The sequence below is a fragment of the Cytobacillus sp. Hz8 genome (assembly GCF_042263505.1).
Classification (GTDB): Bacteria; Bacillota; Bacilli; order Bacillales; family Cytobacillaceae; genus Bacillus_BE.
This window is the reverse complement of the sequence record NZ_JBHKFI010000001.1, coordinates 107,312-126,247: the sequence shown is the minus strand read 5'-3', so window position 1 is coordinate 126,247 and position 18,936 is coordinate 107,312. Positions and strand designations below refer to the sequence as shown.

Annotated in this window: 18 protein-coding genes; 10 read left to right on the top strand and 8 right to left on the bottom strand. The window is 38.1% G+C overall.

Features of this window, described 5'->3' with window-relative positions; translation table 11 throughout:
• Positions 1-4 precede the first annotated feature (4 nt).
• On the top strand, positions 5-706 hold the full coding sequence (ric, locus tag ACE38V_RS00665; RefSeq protein ID WP_375839195.1) for an iron-sulfur cluster repair di-iron protein: 702 nt from the start codon (positions 5-7) through the stop codon (positions 704-706).
• Between the two features lie 165 nt (positions 707-871).
• Here the strand turns inward: ric and moaA are convergent, their stop codons facing one another.
• Both moaA and ACE38V_RS00655 read right to left on the bottom strand, forming a co-directional pair.
• Positions 872-1,894 carry a GTP 3',8-cyclase MoaA gene (gene moaA, locus ACE38V_RS00660; RefSeq protein WP_375839194.1) on the bottom strand — a complete coding sequence of 341 codons (1,023 nt, stop codon included), beginning with the start codon at positions 1,892-1,894 and terminating at the stop codon, positions 872-874.
• Between the two features lie 263 nt (positions 1,895-2,157).
• On the bottom strand, positions 2,158-3,342 hold the full coding sequence (locus tag ACE38V_RS00655; protein WP_375839193.1) for a nitrate/nitrite transporter: 1,185 nt from the start codon (positions 3,340-3,342) through the stop codon (positions 2,158-2,160).
• A gap of 332 nt (positions 3,343-3,674) precedes the next feature.
• Here ACE38V_RS00655 and ACE38V_RS00650 point away from each other — a divergent pair, with 332 nt between their 5' ends.
• Positions 3,675-4,373: a Crp/Fnr family transcriptional regulator gene (locus ACE38V_RS00650; RefSeq protein ID WP_375839192.1), complete on the top strand. Its 699-nt coding sequence runs from the start codon at positions 3,675-3,677 to the stop codon at positions 4,371-4,373.
• Between the two features lie 77 nt (positions 4,374-4,450).
• Here ACE38V_RS00650 and ACE38V_RS00645 read toward each other — a convergent pair whose 3' ends face one another.
• On the bottom strand, positions 4,451-5,569 hold the full coding sequence (locus tag ACE38V_RS00645) for a TIGR04053 family radical SAM/SPASM domain-containing protein (protein WP_375839191.1): 1,119 nt from the start codon (positions 5,567-5,569) through the stop codon (positions 4,451-4,453).
• Positions 5,570-5,880: 311 nt separating this feature from the next.
• On the opposite strand from ACE38V_RS00645, the gene ACE38V_RS00640 reads away from it, so the two are divergent.
• From ACE38V_RS00640 to narI, 4 genes are read left to right on the top strand one after another with little or no spacing between them, the layout of a single operon-like run.
• Positions 5,881-9,561 (top strand): nitrate reductase subunit alpha, encoded by a 3,681-nt coding sequence (locus ACE38V_RS00640; protein ID WP_375839190.1) that lies wholly within the window; start codon positions 5,881-5,883, stop codon positions 9,559-9,561.
• The gene (narH, locus tag ACE38V_RS00635; RefSeq protein ID WP_375839189.1) at positions 9,551-11,017 is read left to right on the top strand and encodes a nitrate reductase subunit beta; all 1,467 of its coding nucleotides are present in this window, start codon (positions 9,551-9,553) and stop codon (positions 11,015-11,017) included. The genes ACE38V_RS00640 and narH overlap by 11 nt, the downstream gene beginning before the upstream one ends.
• 58 nt (positions 11,018-11,075) lie before the next feature.
• Positions 11,076-11,651: a nitrate reductase molybdenum cofactor assembly chaperone gene (gene narJ, locus ACE38V_RS00630; protein WP_375839188.1), complete on the top strand. Its 576-nt coding sequence runs from the start codon at positions 11,076-11,078 to the stop codon at positions 11,649-11,651.
• The gene (narI, locus tag ACE38V_RS00625) at positions 11,627-12,316 is read left to right on the top strand and encodes a respiratory nitrate reductase subunit gamma (RefSeq protein ID WP_375839187.1); all 690 of its coding nucleotides are present in this window, start codon (positions 11,627-11,629) and stop codon (positions 12,314-12,316) included. The genes narJ and narI overlap by 25 nt, the downstream gene beginning before the upstream one ends.
• 170 nt (positions 12,317-12,486) lie before the next feature.
• Here the strand turns inward: narI and ACE38V_RS00620 are convergent, their stop codons facing one another.
• From ACE38V_RS00620 to ACE38V_RS00610, 3 genes are all read right to left on the bottom strand, one after another.
• On the bottom strand, positions 12,487-12,825 hold the full coding sequence (locus tag ACE38V_RS00620) for a DsrE family protein (protein ID WP_375839186.1): 339 nt from the start codon (positions 12,823-12,825) through the stop codon (positions 12,487-12,489).
• A 15-nt stretch (positions 12,826-12,840) separates the two neighbouring features.
• Entirely contained in the window at positions 12,841-13,149 is a 309-nt protein-coding gene (locus ACE38V_RS00615) for a metal-sulfur cluster assembly factor (RefSeq protein ID WP_375839185.1), read from the bottom strand.
• A 357-nt stretch (positions 13,150-13,506) separates the two neighbouring features.
• Positions 13,507-14,280 carry an alpha/beta fold hydrolase gene (locus ACE38V_RS00610; RefSeq protein WP_375839184.1) on the bottom strand — a complete coding sequence of 258 codons (774 nt, stop codon included), beginning with the start codon at positions 14,278-14,280 and terminating at the stop codon, positions 13,507-13,509.
• 357 nt (positions 14,281-14,637) lie between these two features.
• Here ACE38V_RS00610 and ACE38V_RS00605 point away from each other — a divergent pair, with 357 nt between their 5' ends.
• The 3 genes from ACE38V_RS00605 (at position 14,638) to ACE38V_RS00595 (ending at position 15,914) form a co-directional block, all read left to right on the top strand.
• Entirely contained in the window at positions 14,638-15,456 is an 819-nt protein-coding gene (locus tag ACE38V_RS00605; RefSeq protein WP_375839183.1) for a Cof-type HAD-IIB family hydrolase, read from the top strand.
• Between the two features lie 118 nt (positions 15,457-15,574).
• Positions 15,575-15,727, top strand: a complete 153-nt coding sequence (locus ACE38V_RS00600) for a hypothetical protein (RefSeq protein WP_375839182.1) — start codon at positions 15,575-15,577, stop codon at positions 15,725-15,727.
• 1 nt (position 15,728) lies between these two features.
• Entirely contained in the window at positions 15,729-15,914 is a 186-nt protein-coding gene (locus ACE38V_RS00595; protein WP_375839181.1) for a DUF3813 domain-containing protein, read from the top strand.
• Positions 15,915-15,962: 48 nt separating this feature from the next.
• Here the strand turns inward: ACE38V_RS00595 and ACE38V_RS00590 are convergent, their stop codons facing one another.
• On the bottom strand, positions 15,963-16,733 hold the full coding sequence (locus ACE38V_RS00590; protein WP_375839180.1) for a BsuPI-related putative proteinase inhibitor: 771 nt from the start codon (positions 16,731-16,733) through the stop codon (positions 15,963-15,965).
• 105 nt (positions 16,734-16,838) lie between these two features.
• Positions 16,839-17,669, bottom strand: a complete 831-nt coding sequence (locus ACE38V_RS00585) for a YitT family protein (protein WP_375839179.1) — start codon at positions 17,667-17,669, stop codon at positions 16,839-16,841.
• 124 nt (positions 17,670-17,793) lie between these two features.
• On the opposite strand from ACE38V_RS00585, the gene ACE38V_RS00580 reads away from it, so the two are divergent.
• On the top strand, positions 17,794-18,654 hold the full coding sequence (locus ACE38V_RS00580; RefSeq protein ID WP_375839178.1) for a DegV family protein: 861 nt from the start codon (positions 17,794-17,796) through the stop codon (positions 18,652-18,654).
• Positions 18,655-18,936: the final 282 nt, after the last annotated feature.

Sequence of the window (18,936 nt, the reverse complement as noted above, 5' to 3'; positions counted from 1 at the left end):
AAAAATGAACAATCCTTTCTCTAAAACTTCTTTAGTAAGAGATATTGTCAACGAACTACCTAAATCAAGTGATGTCTTCAAAAAATATAGAATTGACTTTTGCTGTGGCGGAAATATCCCATTAAATGAAGCCGCTTCTGAACGTGCTGTTAATATTGATGAATTAATGGCTCAATTAGAAGAAATTTATGTAGCAGGCGAAAATGCAAAAGAGGATATTGAGGTTTGGACCAATTCAAAATCTGATGTCATCATTGAGCATATCAAGAAGCATTATCATCGGACATTAGAGGAAGAACTTGCAAGCTTAAGTCCATATGTTACAAAAATCGCGAAAGTCCATGGAGAACGTCATCCTGAATTAATACAGGTTCATGCCTTATTTTATGAATTAAAGAAAGAGCTTTTGGAGCATACCGCTAAAGAAGAGGCAACTGTATTCCCCATGCTATTAAAACTGGATGAACCAAATGTTGAAAATCGTGAAGAGATTATACAACACATTATTGAGCTTGAAAAAGAACACGATCATGCGGGTGCCATTCTAAAAGAACTTAGAGAGATTACATCCGATTTCGAACCACCTCTCGATGCCTGTGGTACTTATCGTTTAGTGTTTAGCCGTCTCGAAGGACTTGAAGGACATACATTCATGCATGTCCATCTTGAAAATAATATTCTATTTCCACGTTATTTAGAAGCTTAAATATTGAAAAAGCTGCGAAGATTGTTTCGCAGCTTTTTTCAATTTTTAAATGAGAAGAATTGCTCTACTTTGAGTCTAATGCAGACAAACTTCATATCTTATATTGCATTCAAGACTGCACACAAAATTTTTCTACAAAAACAAAAACCGACCTTTTACAGTCGGTTATCCACCAATATATGACATCTCTATTTTCTTTCGGTTAGCCACGGTTTCTGCTGTGCGTTCATCAGAATATCGGTCCGTACGGTGATTCCATATATCGATGATTCGTTTTGCCATTTCTTCATCAGAATTTCCTTCCCTCATGAAATTCTTCATATCATGGCCATTCCCGCTGAATAGACAAGTATAAATCTTCCCATCTGCTGATAGTCTTGCTCTCGTACAGCTTGAACAGAAAGCTTCTGAAACAGAAGTAATAAATCCTACTTCCACTTGGGTACCCTTATAACGATAGCGCTTTGCAACCTCTCCAAAATAGTCTGGATACAAAGATTCTAATTCAAAATGTTCGTTAAGAATCTGGAAAATTTCTTTTTTCGTAACAACATCATCCATGCGCCAGCCGTTTGTACTGCCAACATCCATATATTCAATAAAGCGCAGTTGAATTTGTTGTTCCTTGCAATACTTAGCCATTGGAACGATTTCCGAATCATTTAAACCTTTTTTCACAACCATATTTACCTTTATTCCAAGTCCGGCTTCCTTAGCTGCATGAATTCCATCAAGCACAGGCTGAACCCCAACCTGACGACCATTAATTTCACCAAAGAGCTTATCGTTTAAGCTGTCAAGACTCACATTGACCCGCTTTAAACCAGCTTCCTTTAAGGCATCAGCTTGTTTTGTTAGCAGCACCCCATTTGTTGTTAAAGCAATATCTTTAATTCCTTCTATTTTCGCAAGATTATTTACCAAGACAGGCAAATCCTTCCGCAATAAAGGTTCTCCACCTGTTAACCGAATTTTTTCAACTCCCAGCTCCGCGAAAATATGAGCTAAACGTTCTATTTCTTCATAAGTTAATAATTCACTCTTAGGTAAAAAAACAAAATCATGACCGAATACTTCAGCAGGCATACAATATTTGCAACGAAAATTACAGCGATCTATAACAGAAATTCGTAAATCTCTTAAGGGACGATTCATTGTATCGGTAATTAATTTATTTTGCAAAAACATTCAACTCCTTAATTAGAGTAGGGTTAAATTATAAACCAAAAATCAGTCCTCATCTGTTAACAATTTCACATTTCCTATATCATAGCACATTAAATAGTACCTTTTAAATAATGTACAGCTCCTAATTTCCTATCTGATTCAAAATTCAATAATATGTCATAATATGAAATAAGCTGTCGAATCATTTCTTCCGACAGCCTTTCTTCTTATTATTGTATCCCCCTAATTTTAAAATTAGAACTTTTTGTTTGATAAGGAGCTACTCATTCAACATGACCGCTCATCCTATTCAAAGTTTCTAATTTTTCTTGGTAAAACATCCAAATGACAAGGATTAAACAAGCCATCGCAACTTGGGATAGAGCCATAAAACCAATCGCATAATGTCCTGTTAAATTGAATAAGAATGAAAGCAACAGTGGCGGGAAGAAACCACCTAATCCTCCCATAGCAGAAACAATTCCATTCACTATCCCTGCCTGCTTTGAAAAATACATTGGAACTAACTTGAAAACAGTACCGTTCCCAATTCCAGCACAAAGCGCAATTGTAATGCAACCGATAGAATATAGAGGTAACGCTGGATTAAACGCCAACAAAATCCCTGATAAGGATAAGCCGGCAAATACCCACATTAAGATTTTGAATGAATTAAATTTATCCCCTAAAAATCCTCCAACTGGACGAAATACAGTGGCAACAGCGATAAAACCAGCCGTCCTTATACCAGCATCTACCTTTGACAATTCAAAGTTTGCAACTAAGAAATTGGGTAAATAAATCGTAAACGCAACAAATGCACCAAAAGTTAAGAAATAAAATAAACTTAAAAACCAGAGCTTTTCATTTTTATATACACTTTTAATTTGTGTACTTAATGGAGTTACCACCTTTGGTTCCTTCTTATCTCCCATTAAGAAATTCAATAACGAAATGACTACTACAAGAATTAAATAAAGCTTAACGGTCATTCCCCATCCTAACTTTGTAGCAATAACAGGTGCTGAAAAGGTAGTTATTGCTGTACCAATATTTCCGGCTCCATAAATTCCGTTAACAAACCCATGGCGTTCCTTTGGATAATATTTTGGCAATGAGGTTACACCTACAGAAAACACCGCTCCGCTTATTCCGAGAAAAAAACCTCCTACCAATAAATCAGTAAACGAATTTGCATTACTAATATAGAAAATAGGAAATACTAATAAAATAAAGCTAATAGAAAATAATTTTCTTGCCCCATATCGATTTGTCCAATAGCCAATCGGAACCCTGAGGATAGAGCCAAGAACGACCGGGATCGCGGTAATCAAGGCGATTTGATTGGCTGATAATTGAATTTCCTCTTTTATAAATGGCATCAATGAAGAAAGAATAACCCACACCATAAATCCTGCAACTAAACTTAAAGTTTGAAGCGGTAGTTGTAATGTTTTGGTTTTCAACATAATTCAACTCCTTTAATTTTTCGATAAATCATGATTACCTGCTTAGAAAATATCGTAAAAAAAGAAGCTATTTTAAGATGTGAAATACTTCACATCTAATTTCAAGTTCATAAAGTATTCACAGTTACCAATTATTTTTTTCACTACAAACATAGTGAAAAGTATACAATATAAATAAACAATTAATAACGATGATTTGCTTTTTTAAAGCTTTATAGGAGACTCTTCAAAAGTAAACTTTAAGCATCTTGAATCACTGACATAATAAAAAGAGATATGCTATAGTATAAGGTACGCATTTTGGGTATTACGAGAAAATGAGGTGGTCACTTATGGATGCGGCAATGAAACCAACACATTCAATTGAAATAAAAGAATTGCTCCGGTTTGCTGAACGTACGATAAAAATGAAAAAAAATCAATATTTGTTCCAAGAAGGAATGCATGCGGAAGAACTTTTTTTAGTTATTTCTGGTAGGGTTCAAATCAGTAAAATCACCTCAGATGGACGAGAGCTTTCTCTTCGAATTTGTGGAGAAAACGATATTTGTGGTGAATTAACTCTATTTACTTCCTCTCCAAAATATCTCCTAAATGCTCTTGTCCTAGAAGACGGTGAAGTCGCTATTATAAAAAAGGATAAAATTGAAAATGAAATTTTCCAAAATAGTGCATTGGCTTTTGAATTTATGAAGTGGATGAGCGATCATTTCCGAAAAACCCAAACAAAATTTCGCGATCTTGTCCTTAATGGAAAAAGAGGAGCTTTATTTTCAACACTCATTCGGATGACGAATAGCTACGGTGTTGAAAAATCGAATGGAATTTTAATTGACTTGCCGTTAACCAATCAGGATTTAGCTAATTTTTGTGGAACATCACGTGAAAGTACAAACCGCATTTTAAACGAGCTAAAACGTGAGGGTATCATCTCCATCAATAAAGGCAAAATTACGGTTCACAATCGTCAATTTTTAAAGGATGAGATTGGCTGTGAAAACTGCCCTGCTGTCTATTGCAGCATTGAATAATGGGCAGCTAATTATTTAAATTTTCTTAATAAAAATTCTGTTAACGTGGAGGCCATAAAAGCCTCCACTTTTGTTGTCTAATTCTTTTTTCGCAATGCTTTCGGGATATAAACGCAAAATGGTTCACTTTCCATATAGTCCCCTGTCATCGCATAGGCTCTTGAACGTGATCCGCCACAAACATGACGAAACTCACATACCCCACATTTTCCTTTATATAAATCTGGGTTACGCAAATTTTTAAATATTGGCGATTCGCGGTAAATCTCTGCAAGACTCGTTTCTCTTACGTTTCCAGCCTTTATCGGAAGTAACCCACTTGGATAAACATCACCTATATGAGAAATAAACACAAAGCCATTTCCATCATTAACCCCTTTAGGCGCTCTTCCCAAGCCATCAATAGAACCAGTCAAGCCTTGACTGGTTAAAGCATCTAAGTATTGAATTTCATCAATTTGGCCTTTTGCTTCTCTCATTTTGTTCTGGATCACAACCCGTCGATAATGCTGTGCAGCTGTTGTCTTAATATCAAAAGAAACCCTCTTGCTTAAGTGATATAACCATGTAAACACCAATTCATGCTCGACAGGAGAAATCATATCCTTTTCCTGCCCTCTTCCAGTTGGGACTAAGAAAAAGACACTCCATAATACACAATCCAATTTCTCTACCAATTCCGCCATTTCGTCTAAATAATCGACATTATACCTTGAAATAACAGTATTAATTTGCACTGGAATTTCCAACTCATGCAAATACTTTATTCTTTCCATTGTTAAATCAAAAGACCCTGCAGTTCCACGAAAATGATCATGAATTTCCGCATTATGACCATCTAGACTAAACGCCCATCTAGATAAGCCTACCTCTTTGGCCCTTTCAATTGCTTCTTTCGTGACATTTGGAGTCGCACTCGGTGTCATGGAAACACGGATTCCCTTTTTCACTGCGTATTCTGCAATATTAAAGACATCCTCCCGCATTAATGGATCTCCACCTGTAAAAACAAGCATTGGATTATTCATTTCATATATTGAATCAACTAACCTTTTTCCTTCTTCAAAGGTTAATTCCCTTGGGTCTCTTTTATATTGTGCCTCTGCTCGACAATGCAAGCATTTAAGCTGACAAGCCCTGGTAAGCTCCCAAATGACAATAAAAGGATCCTTATTAAAATCTCTACCAAATACCATCGGTAGCGCCTCCTTATTACTTCTGTAGGTCATTTTTCCATGCTAATTATAATGGTTATCCATACTCAAATAAGTGAACTAACTCACAACCAATTTCATTAACTCCATTCAATTTCTACTTTGTGTCTATTTTGTGTCAAAAAAGTTTATTGTGAAGTACTTCACTGTTTCCAATATCAACACATTGATAAATTGGTCATAAAGAAGGAAATGAAATGACCAATTGGGATGCCTGGTGGCAGTCCACCAAAACTCCTAACTCATACCCGATTTATTTTGGTTGGATATTTCAATGAATAGGAGAGATTTTAATGAAAAAGAAGCGTTCACCTATACAAAATCGCTTAAAATATTTAACTCCAATAGAAAAACAAGCGAATAATCATAGTCAAACAACCTATGAAAATCGTGACTGGGAGCAGGCCTATCGTCAAAGATGGCAGCATGACAAAGTCATTCGTTCCACTCATGGTGTTAACTGCACAGGTTCTTGTAGTTGGAACATTTATGTAAAAGATGGGATCGTCACCTGGGAAGGCCAACAATTGGACTACCCATCTACAGGACCTGACATGCCTGATTTTGAACCACGCGGATGCCCTCGTGGAGCAAGCTTTTCCTGGTATATTTACAGTCCTCTGCGTGTGAAATATCCATATGTTCGCGGAATTTTATTAGAAATGTGGCGTGAAGCCCTAAAGGAAAATACCACTCCTTTAGATGCTTGGAAAAGCATTGTCGAAAACCCTGAAAAGGCAGGCAAATATAAGCAAGCACGCGGAAAAGGTGGTTTGGTTCGTGCAGATTGGGATGAAGTATTAAAGCTTGTCGCAGCGTCTACGCTTTATACTGTCCTTAAATATGGACCTGACCGCAACGTTGGTTTTACACCAATCCCTGCAATGTCCATGGTTAGTTATGCCTCTGGATCACGCTTTATGTCATTAATGGGCGGACCAATGCTAAGCTTCTATGACTGGTATGCTGACCTTCCACCTGCTTCACCGCAAATTTGGGGAGATCAAACAGACGTACCTGAAAGTAGCGACTGGTATAACTCAGGCTATATTATGACTTGGGGCTCAAACGTTCCACAAACACGCACGCCAGATGCCCACTTCCTTGCAGAGGTACGCTATCGTGGGACAAAGGTGGTTTCTGTGAGTCCTGATTACGCTGAGTCTACTAAATTCTCAGATGACTGGCTAAAAGTAAAGCAAGGGGCCGACGGAGCACTAGCAATGGCCATGGGTCATGTCATACTGAAGGAGTTTTATGTTGATAATCAACATGAATATTTCATCAATTATGCAAAACAGTATACGGACTTTCCTTTCGTCGTTACATTGAAAAAGGACGGGGATCACTTTATTCCAGATCGCTTCTTAAACGCAGCAGATCTTGGCAAAGCAACAGAAAATGGTGAATTCAAGCCGGTCCTTTTCAATGAAAATAATGAAAAATTGGTTATCCCTCACGGAACAATGGGGGCACGTTGGGAAGATAAAGCAAAATGGAACTTAAAAATGATTGATGAAGAAACAGGAGAAAGCATCAATCCTAGACTGTCATTTAAAGGAATTGAAGAGGAAATTGCTTCTGTAAAAATTCCTTACTTCTCCCACGAAGGAAATGAAGTGCTTTATCGCAATGTTCCAATGAAAAAAATAGAAAATAACGGCGAAGTTTTCTATACAACAACTGTGTATGATTTAACACTAGCAAACTATGGTGTCGATCATGGACTTGGCGGTGAGGTTGCCAAAGAATTAACTGACAATATTCCTTTTACACCAGCTTGGCAAGAAGCGATTACAGGTGTTAAACAAGACCTTGTAACCAAAATTGCACGCGAATTTGCGCAAAATGCCCTTGATACAAATGGTCGCTCCATGATTATTGTTGGTGCCGGAATCAATCACTGGTTCAACTCTGATACGATTTACCGAGCAGTGCTTAATCTCGTTTTATTTGTCGGAGCACAAGGTGTTAACGGCGGAGGCTGGGCTCATTATGTTGGTCAAGAAAAATTAAGACCTGTTGAAGGCTGGCAAACCATTGCAACCGCCAAAGATTGGGGTGCACAAGCCAAATTACAAAATGGAACCTCCTTCTTCTATTTTACAACAGATCAATGGAGATATGAGGATCAGCCAGTTAGTGAACATATTTCGCCAATTCATGAAAAAGCGCGTTATGATCACTATGCTGATTATAATGTGATGGCAGCTAGACTTGGTTGGCTCCCTTCCTATCCAACGTTTAACCAAAATGGAATTGACCTTTATAAAGAAGCGGAGGCAGCTGGAGCAAAAACTGCGGAAGACGTAGGCCAATTTGTTGCGAATAAATTAAAAGAACGCGAATTGCAATTTGCCATTGAAGATCCTGATAATCCAGTAAACTTCCCAAGAAATTTATTCGTTTGGCGTTCAAACTTAATTTCTAGTTCAGGTAAAGGACATGAGTATTTCTTAAAGCATTTATTAGGAACGACAAGTGGAGTATTAAACGACGACGAGGATTCATTAAGACCAGAGGAAGTGAAATGGCGCGACAAAGCAGCCGAAGGAAAAATTGATTTATTAATAGATTTAGATTTCCGTATGGCGGGTACCGGCCTTTATTCAGACGTGATCCTACCTGCTGCAACTTGGTATGAAAAACACGATTTAAATAGTACCGATATGCATCCATTTATCCATCCATTTAATCCGGCTATTTCTACTCCATGGGAAGCTCGATCCGATTGGGATATCTTTAAGTCTCTTGCGAAAACCGTGTCTGAAATGGCAGCATCACTCGATATGGATCCATTGAAGGAAGTGGTAGCTACTCCATTACTGCACGATACACCACAAGAGATGGCGCAGCCACTTGGTGCCATTAAAGATTGGAGCAAAGGTGAATGTGAACCGGTTCCAGGTAAAACCATGCCGCAAATCCATGTTGTGGAAAGAGATTACAAACTAATTTATGACAAGATGATTACTCTAGGACCTAATGTGAAGAACGCCCCTTATGGAATAAAAGGAATCACTTGGTCTGCAGAAGAAGAGTACGAAAAGCTGAAAAAAGTTCTTGGCACTCATCAAGGTGGAATTGCAGACGGCTACCCAAGTATTGAAAAAGCTAAAAGTGCCTGTGAAGCAATTTTAACTCTTTCCTCTACCTCAAATGGAAGAATGGCCGTTAAGGCATGGGAAGCCCTTGAAAAAAGAACAGATCTTGAGTTAGTTGATTTAGCTGCCGAAAGAGAAGAAGAATGCTTTACTTTTGCACAAATTACAGCACAACCAAAAACCGTCATCACTTCTCCTGCCTTCAGTGGCTCTGAAAAAGGTGGTCGCCGTTATTCTCCGTTTACAACCAACGTGGAACGACTTATCCCATGGAGAACGATAACGGGAAGACAGTCCTTCTATGTCGATCACGAGATGATGCACGAATTTGGAGAAGCTATGGCAACCTTTAAACCAATTCTTCAACCGAAGCCATTTAGAAAAAATCGTCCGGAAGCAGAAGGAAAAGAGATTGTCTTAAACTATCTAACCCCACATAATAAATGGTCGATTCATAGCATGTACTTTGATTCCCAGCCAATGCTTACCCTATTCCGTGGAGGCCCAACGGTTTGGATGAACAAAGATGATGCTCATGAAGTTGGTGTGGAGGATAATGACTGGATTGAGTGCTTTAACCGCAATGGTGTCGTTGTCGCAAGAGCGGTTGTCTCTCATAGAATTCCAAGAGGAATGGCCTTTATGCACCATGCCCAAGACCGTCACATAAATGTACCTGGTACAAAACTAACAAGCAATCGTGGTGGAACTCATAATAGTCCTACACGTATACACGTCAAACCAACTCATATGATTGGTGGATATGCGCAACTAAGCTATGGCTTTAACTATTACGGACCAACGGGAAATCAACGGGATGTCAACGTTGTTATCCGTAAGCTGAAGGAGGTTGATTGGCTTGAAGATTAAAGCACAGATCGGAATGGTCATGAATTTAGATAAATGTATCGGCTGTCATACTTGCAGTGTGACATGCAAAAACACCTGGACAAATCGTCCAGGTGCAGAATATATGTATTTTAACAATGTCGAAACGAAGCCTGGCATTGGGTACCCAAAGCGTTGGGAGGACCAGGACCTTTATCGTGGAGGCTGGGAAGTCAAGAACGGGAAGCTCCAATTAAAATCAGGTACAAAGACCAATCGTTTACTCAATTTATTTTACAATCCGAATTTACCAACGATTGATGATTATTATGAGCCATGGAATTATGACTACGAGACCTTAACTAATAGCCCGGAAAAAAAAACACAACCTGTTGCTCGTCCAAAATCAGCACTTACAGGCGAGTTTATGGAAATTCTTTGGGGACCAAACTGGGAGGATGATCTCGCAGGAGGTCACATTACTGGATTACAGGACCCAAATGTGACAAAAATGGAAAACCAAATACGAACTGAATTTGAAGATGTCTTCATGATGTATTTACCAAGGATTTGTGAGCATTGTATTAACCCTGCCTGTGTCAGTGCATGTCCATCTGGTGCGATGTATAAGCGTGATGAAGATGGAATTGTTCTTGTTGATCAAAATGCTTGCCGCGCATGGAGACATTGTGTATCTTCTTGCCCTTATAAAAAGGTTTATTTTAACTGGCAAACCAATAAAGCAGAAAAGTGTACATTATGCTTCCCTCGTATTGAAGCAGGAATGCCAACCATCTGCTCTGAAACATGTGTCGGACGTATCCGCTATTTAGGTGTCATGCTCTATGACGCTGATAAAGTACAAGAAGCAGCTCTTGCTGATGAAAAGGATCTTTATCATTCTCAATTAGAAATCTTCTTAGATCCCCATGACCCAGAAGTAGTGGCTAAGGCAAAAGAAGAAGGCATCCCGATGGAATTTATCGAAGCGGCTCAAAAATCTCCTATCTATAAAATGATTATTGATTGGAAGATTGCCCTTCCGCTTCATCCAGAATACCGAACAATGCCAATGGTTTGGTATATTCCACCGCTTAGCCCAATCATGAACATGTTTGAGGGTGTTGGTTCCAGCTCTGATGCAGAAGATATCTTCCCGGCTATTGATCAAATGAGAATTCCAATTGAATATTTGGCCAATCTTTTAACAGCTGGAGATGAAAGTCATATTCGTACTGTATTGAAGAAAATGGCAGTTATGAGAACCTATATGAGAAGCCAGCAAACTAATAAGAAACCAAATATTGATTTAGTGGAATCTCTTGATTTAACAGAACAAGATATCCAAGATATGTATCGCTTACTAGCTATTGCAAAATACGAAGATCGCTTCGTCATCCCTGCTTCTCACCGTGAACAAGTAGCCGATCTTTACGATGAACAAGGAAGCTGTGGGCTAGCATTTGCAGGTGGACCAGGCGCTTGTGGAACATTGTAACAGGCACCACCCGATATTTGTCAATTTTGTCCCATTTTAAACGAAAGCAGGTGAAATGATGAGTTATCATGAAATTCAAACAATTTTCAAGTTTTGCTCCTATTTGCTTAGTTATCCGAACGAAGAATTTATTGGCTCCTTTGAAGAAGTGAAAAATGAGCTTCAGTCTCTATCGATAACAAATGAACAAGCTGGACTTATCACCTTTATTGAAAAAGCAAAAAAGCTAACTTCATCCGAGTTGATTTCCACCTATGTATATACTTTTGATTTTGGAAAAAAGTCAAACCTATACGTGACCTACATGACGAACGGAGAACAACGGGAAAGAGGAATGGATCTCCTCTTTTTAAAGAATTGCTACAAATTAAATGGATTCGATGTAACAGACTCTGAACTTCCTGATTACTTACCCATTATGCTTGAATTTGCAAGCCAAGTTGATCAAGAAAGACTGAAGCCTGTATTTGAAAGATATATGACTAATATTAAAGAAATTAAAGACCATTTAGACCCGAAACAAAATATATATGGTCATATCATGTCTTCTGTTCTTTCAGCAATGGAGGCTGCAGGAATAACGAAAACAGTTAGGAGGAGTGAAGAAATATGTTCGAACAGTTTTTATGGGTAGTTCTTCCTTATATTGTGTTGACCATTTTTATTGGAGGACATATTTATCGTTATCAGCATGATCAATTTGGGTGGACATCAAAATCAAGTGAGCTATTAGAAAAGAAGCTTCTTCGTTTGGGAAGCAATCTATTTCACTGGGGAATTATTTTTGTCTTTTTTGGTCATGTTATGGGGCTCCTTATTCCGATTAAAGTATATGAATCCATGGGAATTACAGAGCATCAATATCATATCATTGCCCTATCAGGCGGAATACCTGCTGGAATCGCAGCAACGGTTGGAATTTTACTTCTTCTCTATCGTCGCATGAGTGTCCGCCGTCTTATCAAAACCAGTACTAAAGGGGATTGGGTTGCTTTAGTATGCTTAAGTATCGTCATTCTATCTGGAATGTCGGCTACTTTCTTAAATATTAATCCAAACGGTTTTGACTATCGGACAACAATTGGGCCATGGCTAAGAGGAGTTTTAACATTTCGTGCTGATGCTAGCCATCTTGCTAATGTCCCTATTTGGTTTAAAATTCACTTGCTAGCAGTGCTTGGTATCTTTGCTGCATGGCCATTTACACGACTTGTCCATGTATTCAGCCTTCCTCTACGTTATTTGACACGCAGCTATGTCATCTACCGAAAACGCGGCCCTAAGCAAGAAAGCCTTTAAACATTTAAAAGTCGTCTAGGCTAAAACTGCCTGGACGACTTTTTTAAACTTAAAGATTTATTTTAAATTTTCCACAAACGAAAATGCCACAGTTTCAAGGACTGTGGCAGTGACAAATTTTATGCTTTCTTTTAAAATAAGCAGAGGAACAAGCATCCCTCTGCCCTATCCTAGTTGATTGTCATCACTTCATACTTCGCTGCTAGTTCAATAAAATGACCCATGCTGCTTATTTTTCCTGCTGCAAGCTTTTCTTCTACTTGATAAAAATCTACACATGTTTTACATGCTAAAACCGCTACGCCTTTATCCTCTAGTTCCTTTAAGTGTAGTGAAACCAAGGAATCAATTGTGAGTGCTAAAACACCGCTGTTAACGCAAAATATGGCTACGGGAAGTTCCTCACGTTGCTTCAATAGAGTAAAGAAGGTTTCTAACAAATTTTCACCTAGCTCCTGATCACCATTCCCTAATTTGTTTGAGCTAAGTAAAATGACCTTGTTTTTCATTTTTCTCACCTGATTTTATCGAATTCCTAAAGCAATTTTCGCATATCTTGACATACGATCCTTAGACCATGGTGGATTCCAAACGATATTAACCTCTGTTCCCTTCACTTCAGGAATATCAGCAAGAACAGCCTTTACTTGATCAACAATCGTACCCGCCAGTGGACAACCCATCGAAGTCAATGTCATATCAATGGTCACAATTCCTTCCTCATCCATTTTGATATCATAGACTAAACCTAAATTCACAACATCTATTCCTAATTCAGGGTCCACAACCAATTCAAGTGACCCCATAATACTATCCTTTAATTCTTGATCCATAGACTCTTTCTCCTATCTATTGGTCCTCATTTTATCCCACTCTTAACGGACATTTTGACTTTCACTTCAAGATTCTGAGAATACGAAGAAGATAAGTGGGAGATCAACTGTCCGTAAGGCCCGACGACGGACAGGACGTCCTAGTCAGGCGAAGCCACAGGACGTGGCGCTATGAGCGTGATAAGTTCAACTAACCATCAGTGGGGGATGTATGACAGACTAAAAGCGCGACGTCAATCGCTACGTCTGCACTAGCACGTCCTGTGCGTCGAAAACCCCCACTGATGGAAGTTTCACTTTATAAGAGTCCCGTTTATTATTCGTTTATATTCATATTTTATCAAAGTTCACGTACTTTTACTTTAAATATGTTTCAAACCATTCAACTGTCTTTAAAACCCCAAATCTGGAAACTTTATGCCCTGCTTTTTCATCTGTAATAAATTGAAGTCTTTCAGGATGATTTCCAAATTGCGGTTTAATGGATTGATAAAATTCATAAGATAAAGCATATGGCACAAGCGGATCTCTTTTTCCATGCCAGAAAAGCAATGGACGAGCATCTAATTTTTCCGGCTGAAGGCTTAAATCATATTCCTTTAGACTTTGGAGGAGATCAGCCAATTCCTGTTCATCCCACGGCAGCATGAAATTGCGTTTTTTCATTTCATCCACTTGCAAATGCGCATATTTCTCATAATTTGCAAGTCCCATTAAACTAACAGCGGCTTTTATCCAAGGATATTGCGTTAACGCGCCATGAGTCACAATTCCTCCCATCGAAGTTCCAACCAGACCAATCCGATTTTCATCAATAAGATGAAGCTGATCAAAATCATTTTTGATCATATTCAATTCTTTAATCGTTTGAATGACAATTTCCCAAAAATGAAAATTAAGTTCATGTTCCTGAAAAGGTCGGGTTGCTCTTTCCCCATGATAAAGAGCTTCTGGCAAGACGACACGAAAGCCTTTTTCCGCTAATAAGTAGGCGTAATGCAAATTATGTTCCTTCGCACTGGTAAAACCATGGTTAAAAATAATAAAAGGAAGCCTTTGATCTATTATTTCTTGTTTTACTAAATGCAGCACGGGAATTTGCTCGATAAACTTCTTCTCAATGACAACCAACGTAAATCCTCCTAAATTTTTTCATAACAGAAATTTTACTTAAGGATGGTAAAATTGTTACCATTGTAATTATATAATAAAACAAGCTCTGCAATAAGAAATGACCTATATCACAGATTCGCTCATTTGAAACACATAAATCACGATTATTCGACCTTAATAGGAATTTGTGATAAAGTGATTTCAATCATTCCGTTATATGGGAACTAACATTATTTTACCATGCATCAGGTTGAAGAAGAAAATGATACACAATAGCTTTTTATCAACTCCATTTAACTTTTATGGGCAGGAAGCACAAATGTACACAGCATGAAGCACAAATGTACACAGCATTATGAGGAAAGAGGAGATTATATGTCAGAAAAATATTTAATTGCTCTCGATCTAGATGGAACATTATTAACTGATAAAAAAGAGATTTCACCCAATACAAAAAAAGTCATTGCCAAAGCACGAGAAGAAGGTCATATTGTCATGATTGCAACTGGCAGACCCTATCGCTCAAGTGAGATGTATTACCGAGAACTAGGCCTAGATACACCAATTGTCAATTTTAATGGAGCTTTTATTCATCATCCAAAGGATAACCACTTTGGTTTTTATCATTCTCCCCTTGATATGGATGTTGCAAAAGACATTGTTGAAACTTGCCTCTCCTATTCTTTTCATAATATTATTGCGGAGATTATGGATGATGTGTATTTCCATTATCATGATGAGAAGCTAATTGATATATTCAATCTTGGAAAACCAAATGTGACAACCGGCGATTTAAGGAGGTCCTTAACAGGTTCACCAACAAGTATGCTTATTCATACGGATGAAAATGAAATCCATCATATTCGCAAACATTTAACCGAAGTCCATGCGGAAGTGATTGATCAAAGAAGCTGGGCTGCTCCATTTCATGTGATTGAAATTATTCGTTCCGGCTTAAATAAGGCGGAAGGGCTAAAAAAAGCATCTGACTATTACCAAATCCCACCTGAACGTATTATCGCTTTTGGAGATGAAGATAACGATCTTGAAATGATTGATTATGCAGGTCACGGGATCGCCATGGGGAACGCCATTGATCCATTAAAAAGCATCGCCAAAGACGTCACACTAACGAATGAAGAGGATGGAGTTGGTGTTTATTTAAATGATTTATTAAATTTAAAAGTTCTTTAATTTGTCTTCCCTCCAATTTTTTCTTTTTTATCTATATGAAAAACAGCACATACTAAAGATGAAACAACAATGCTTTGTTGTTTCATCCAAGCTCGATTTTAAAAATGGAGGTTTTTCTATGGGTAAACGTAATAAATCAAAACGATTTGTACAGCAAGGTGTTGATTCTGTTTCAAAACATGCTGAACGTATCCCTTATCATACCACCTATGCAGAAGCTGAGGCTCAGAAAATGGCGAATGTCCACGATTCTTCATTAGGGGGAATATAACTTGGCGAATCGATTATTAAGAGAAGCCAAAATGGCAGTTGGGTTAGCAAAAACAGGCCCCGCAAACGAGCAATCTGGTGCAATTGAAACGGCAAAAAATGCCCTTTCCTCTGCTTATGCCAATACAACCATCGCCGAAAAAGAACAGCTTCAGCAGCTGCAAAACGAGCTTGAAGAACTTCAGTAAGCCTTTTCCATGATTGATGAAAAACAGGAGGTCATTGCCTCCTGTTTTTCATCTTTCTTCAGTAAATTTTTCTAAAAGAACGGGACTGCTTTCTGTTATCGTCCCTTTTCCATCACGTTCATATAAATGGAGAATGAATGCCCCATTTTTGGGGAGCTTTTCTTTACCGATGGAAATCACCCAGTGAATGGGACTCCATTGTGGAAATTTACTCTTAGCTATTACCCTTGTTTCTTTAATAATTTCATTATGCCCATCTTCCACAGTATAATAAAATTCTCCTGAATGTGGACGCACCTGCCCGATAATCTGATACTTTCCTTCTCGCCCAATCACTTGAAAATTTTGAAATGCTGAATCAGATTTGGGAATATATATTTCTGTTTCATATTTGACTGGAATTGCATTTAAGTGGTTCCGTTTCGTAGAGGTAAGAACGGCTTCTAATGTATATTGGCCTTCCTGAACTCGTTTTCCCTGTACTTGATTATTCCAACTTTCCCTCCATCTTTTTTCTTCATTTGGCTTTAAGATGATTGTCTGAATTCCTTGAAAAAAGGATTGGTTTTTGGAATAAACATATGCATCCTTTCCTTCAGAGTCCTTCACCCTTAACTCATACTTTTGTGAGGTGGGAAATTCAAATTGAACAGGAAGATTCCCGCTATTTTTTAAAACAATGTCAAAATTGGTTTTCTCCGTTCCGATAGTAGGCACTACAAAAAAATCAAAGCTGTACTCTCCCGTGTTTTCATAAGCAAATCCACTAAGTGGAACCATTAGGATAAACGCAACCATTAATCCGAGTATTCTCTTCATATATACCTCCAAAGATGTGATTATTGGCAAAAAGAAGACGAATGGTCCTAAAAGCATTCATTAAGTTGCCTCTAAAAAAGAGTTTATCCAATTTCTCAATCTTTACTATTCTTTCCTGAAAAATCCCAATACCGCTGAAGTTTGTACCACATTAGTAAAAGCGCTTGGATCGACTTCATTAATAACCCGTTCAAGATCAAACAATTCATAACGGGTTATGACAATCATCATCACATCCTTATGCTCATTCGTGTAAGCACCTTTTGCGGGAATGGTCGTAATACCGCGAACGAGTTTTGCATAAATGGCAGCTTTTAATTCCTCTGCCTTTTTAGTTACAATCAGAACCGTTAATTTTTCATGTCTTGTATGAATCGCATCAATAACACGAGTAGATGCATATAAAGCAACCAAAGTGTATAATGCCTTTTCCCAGCCAAATAAATATCCTGCTGTTACAATGATAAAAGCGTTCATAGTAAATAAATACGTGCCAACTGGTTTATCCTTTACCCTAGAAAGGACCATAGCAATAATATCCATTCCCCCAGTGGACGCGCCCCATTTCAACGTGAAGCCAACACCAACAGCCATAATCACGCCGCCAAAAACAGCATTTAAAAAGATATCATTTGAAACCTCATAAATCGGCAATACTTCCAAAAAAAATGACATTAAAGCCACGCTAATAAAGCTATATAAGGTAAACGATTTTCCGACTTTCATCCAACCAAGGATCGTGACGGGAATATTTAATACAAATAAGAGAACTCCAGTTGAGATTCCTCCATGAAATATATTAGATAATAGCTGTGCAGCTCCTGTAAAACCGCTTGAATAAATCTTTGCAGGAATTAAAAATAAATTCATCGCTAGCGCATTTAAGAAGGCTCCAATAATAACAACAATTAATTTTTTCGTATGTAATAACACCATGGTTGACTCACCTCTACAGGCCCTTAACTTGCCCTATTTTCTTTATTTTCAATACAAATAATTGTAATTTCGATAGTCTTTCTATAAACTGAAAGTAACATTGTGTGAAAGCAGGTGGAACAATATGTCAGTAAAAATCCTCACTGATAGCGCTTCTGATTTACCGTTGAGTTTTTTTGCCGAAAATGATATCACAATGATTCCTTTAAAGGTCCATTTAGATAATCAGGAATATGAAGATTTTATCACAATTGAACCGAAAACTGTTTATAAGGCCATAAATGAAGGAAAGGTTCCAAAAACCTCCCAGGTTTCTCCCGCCGCCTTTGAAAAGGCCTTTACGGAATTAGCTGAACTAGGCCAACAAGGTCTATACATAGCCTTTTCCTCACAGCTCTCTGGCACCTATCAAACAGCTGTGATGATTCGTGATCAGGTAAAAGAAAAATATCCCCAATTGGATTTAACTATTATAGATAGTAAATGTGCATCACTTGGCTGCGGTTTAGTAGTAATGGAGGCTGCACGACTTGCAAAAGAAAATGCACCAAAGGACGAAATTGTGGAAAAAGCCACATTCCTGTGTCAACACATGGAACACCTATTTACCGTTGATGATCTCGAATATCTAGCTAAAGGTGGTCGTGTCTCTAAAGCTTCTGCCTTTCTTGGAGGATTATTAAATATTAAACCTCTTTTAAATGTGGAAGATGGAAAGCTGGTTCCAATTGAAAAAATTCGTGGAAAGAAAAAATTACTTCGCAGAGTCATTGATGTCATGCACGAACGCGGCGCCTCATTAAGTCAGCAACGAATTGGCATTAGCCATGCTGATGATGAAGAAACCGCATTAGAAATGAAAAGACTCATATCGGAGGAATTTTCCACAGATAATATTTTTATTTCTTCAATTGGAGCTGTCATTGGCTCCCATACCGGCTCTGGAACAATTGCCATTTTCTTTTTAAACCAATTACCGCAATAATCATTTTTGCTATTTACATACTCTTTCTGTTCATTGCGAACAATAAAGTGAAACTTCCATCAGTGGGGGTTTTCGACGCACAGGACGTGCTAGTGTAGACGTTGTGATTGACGTCGCGCTTTTAGTCTGCCATTCATCCCCCACTGATGGTTAGTTGAACTTATCGGACCTTTACGGACAGTTGATCTCCCACTTATCTTCTTCGTATTCTCAGAATCTTGAAGTGGGAGTCTTACTGTCCGTTAAGAGTGGGATAAAATTGAAGCCATGAACAGAAAGGAG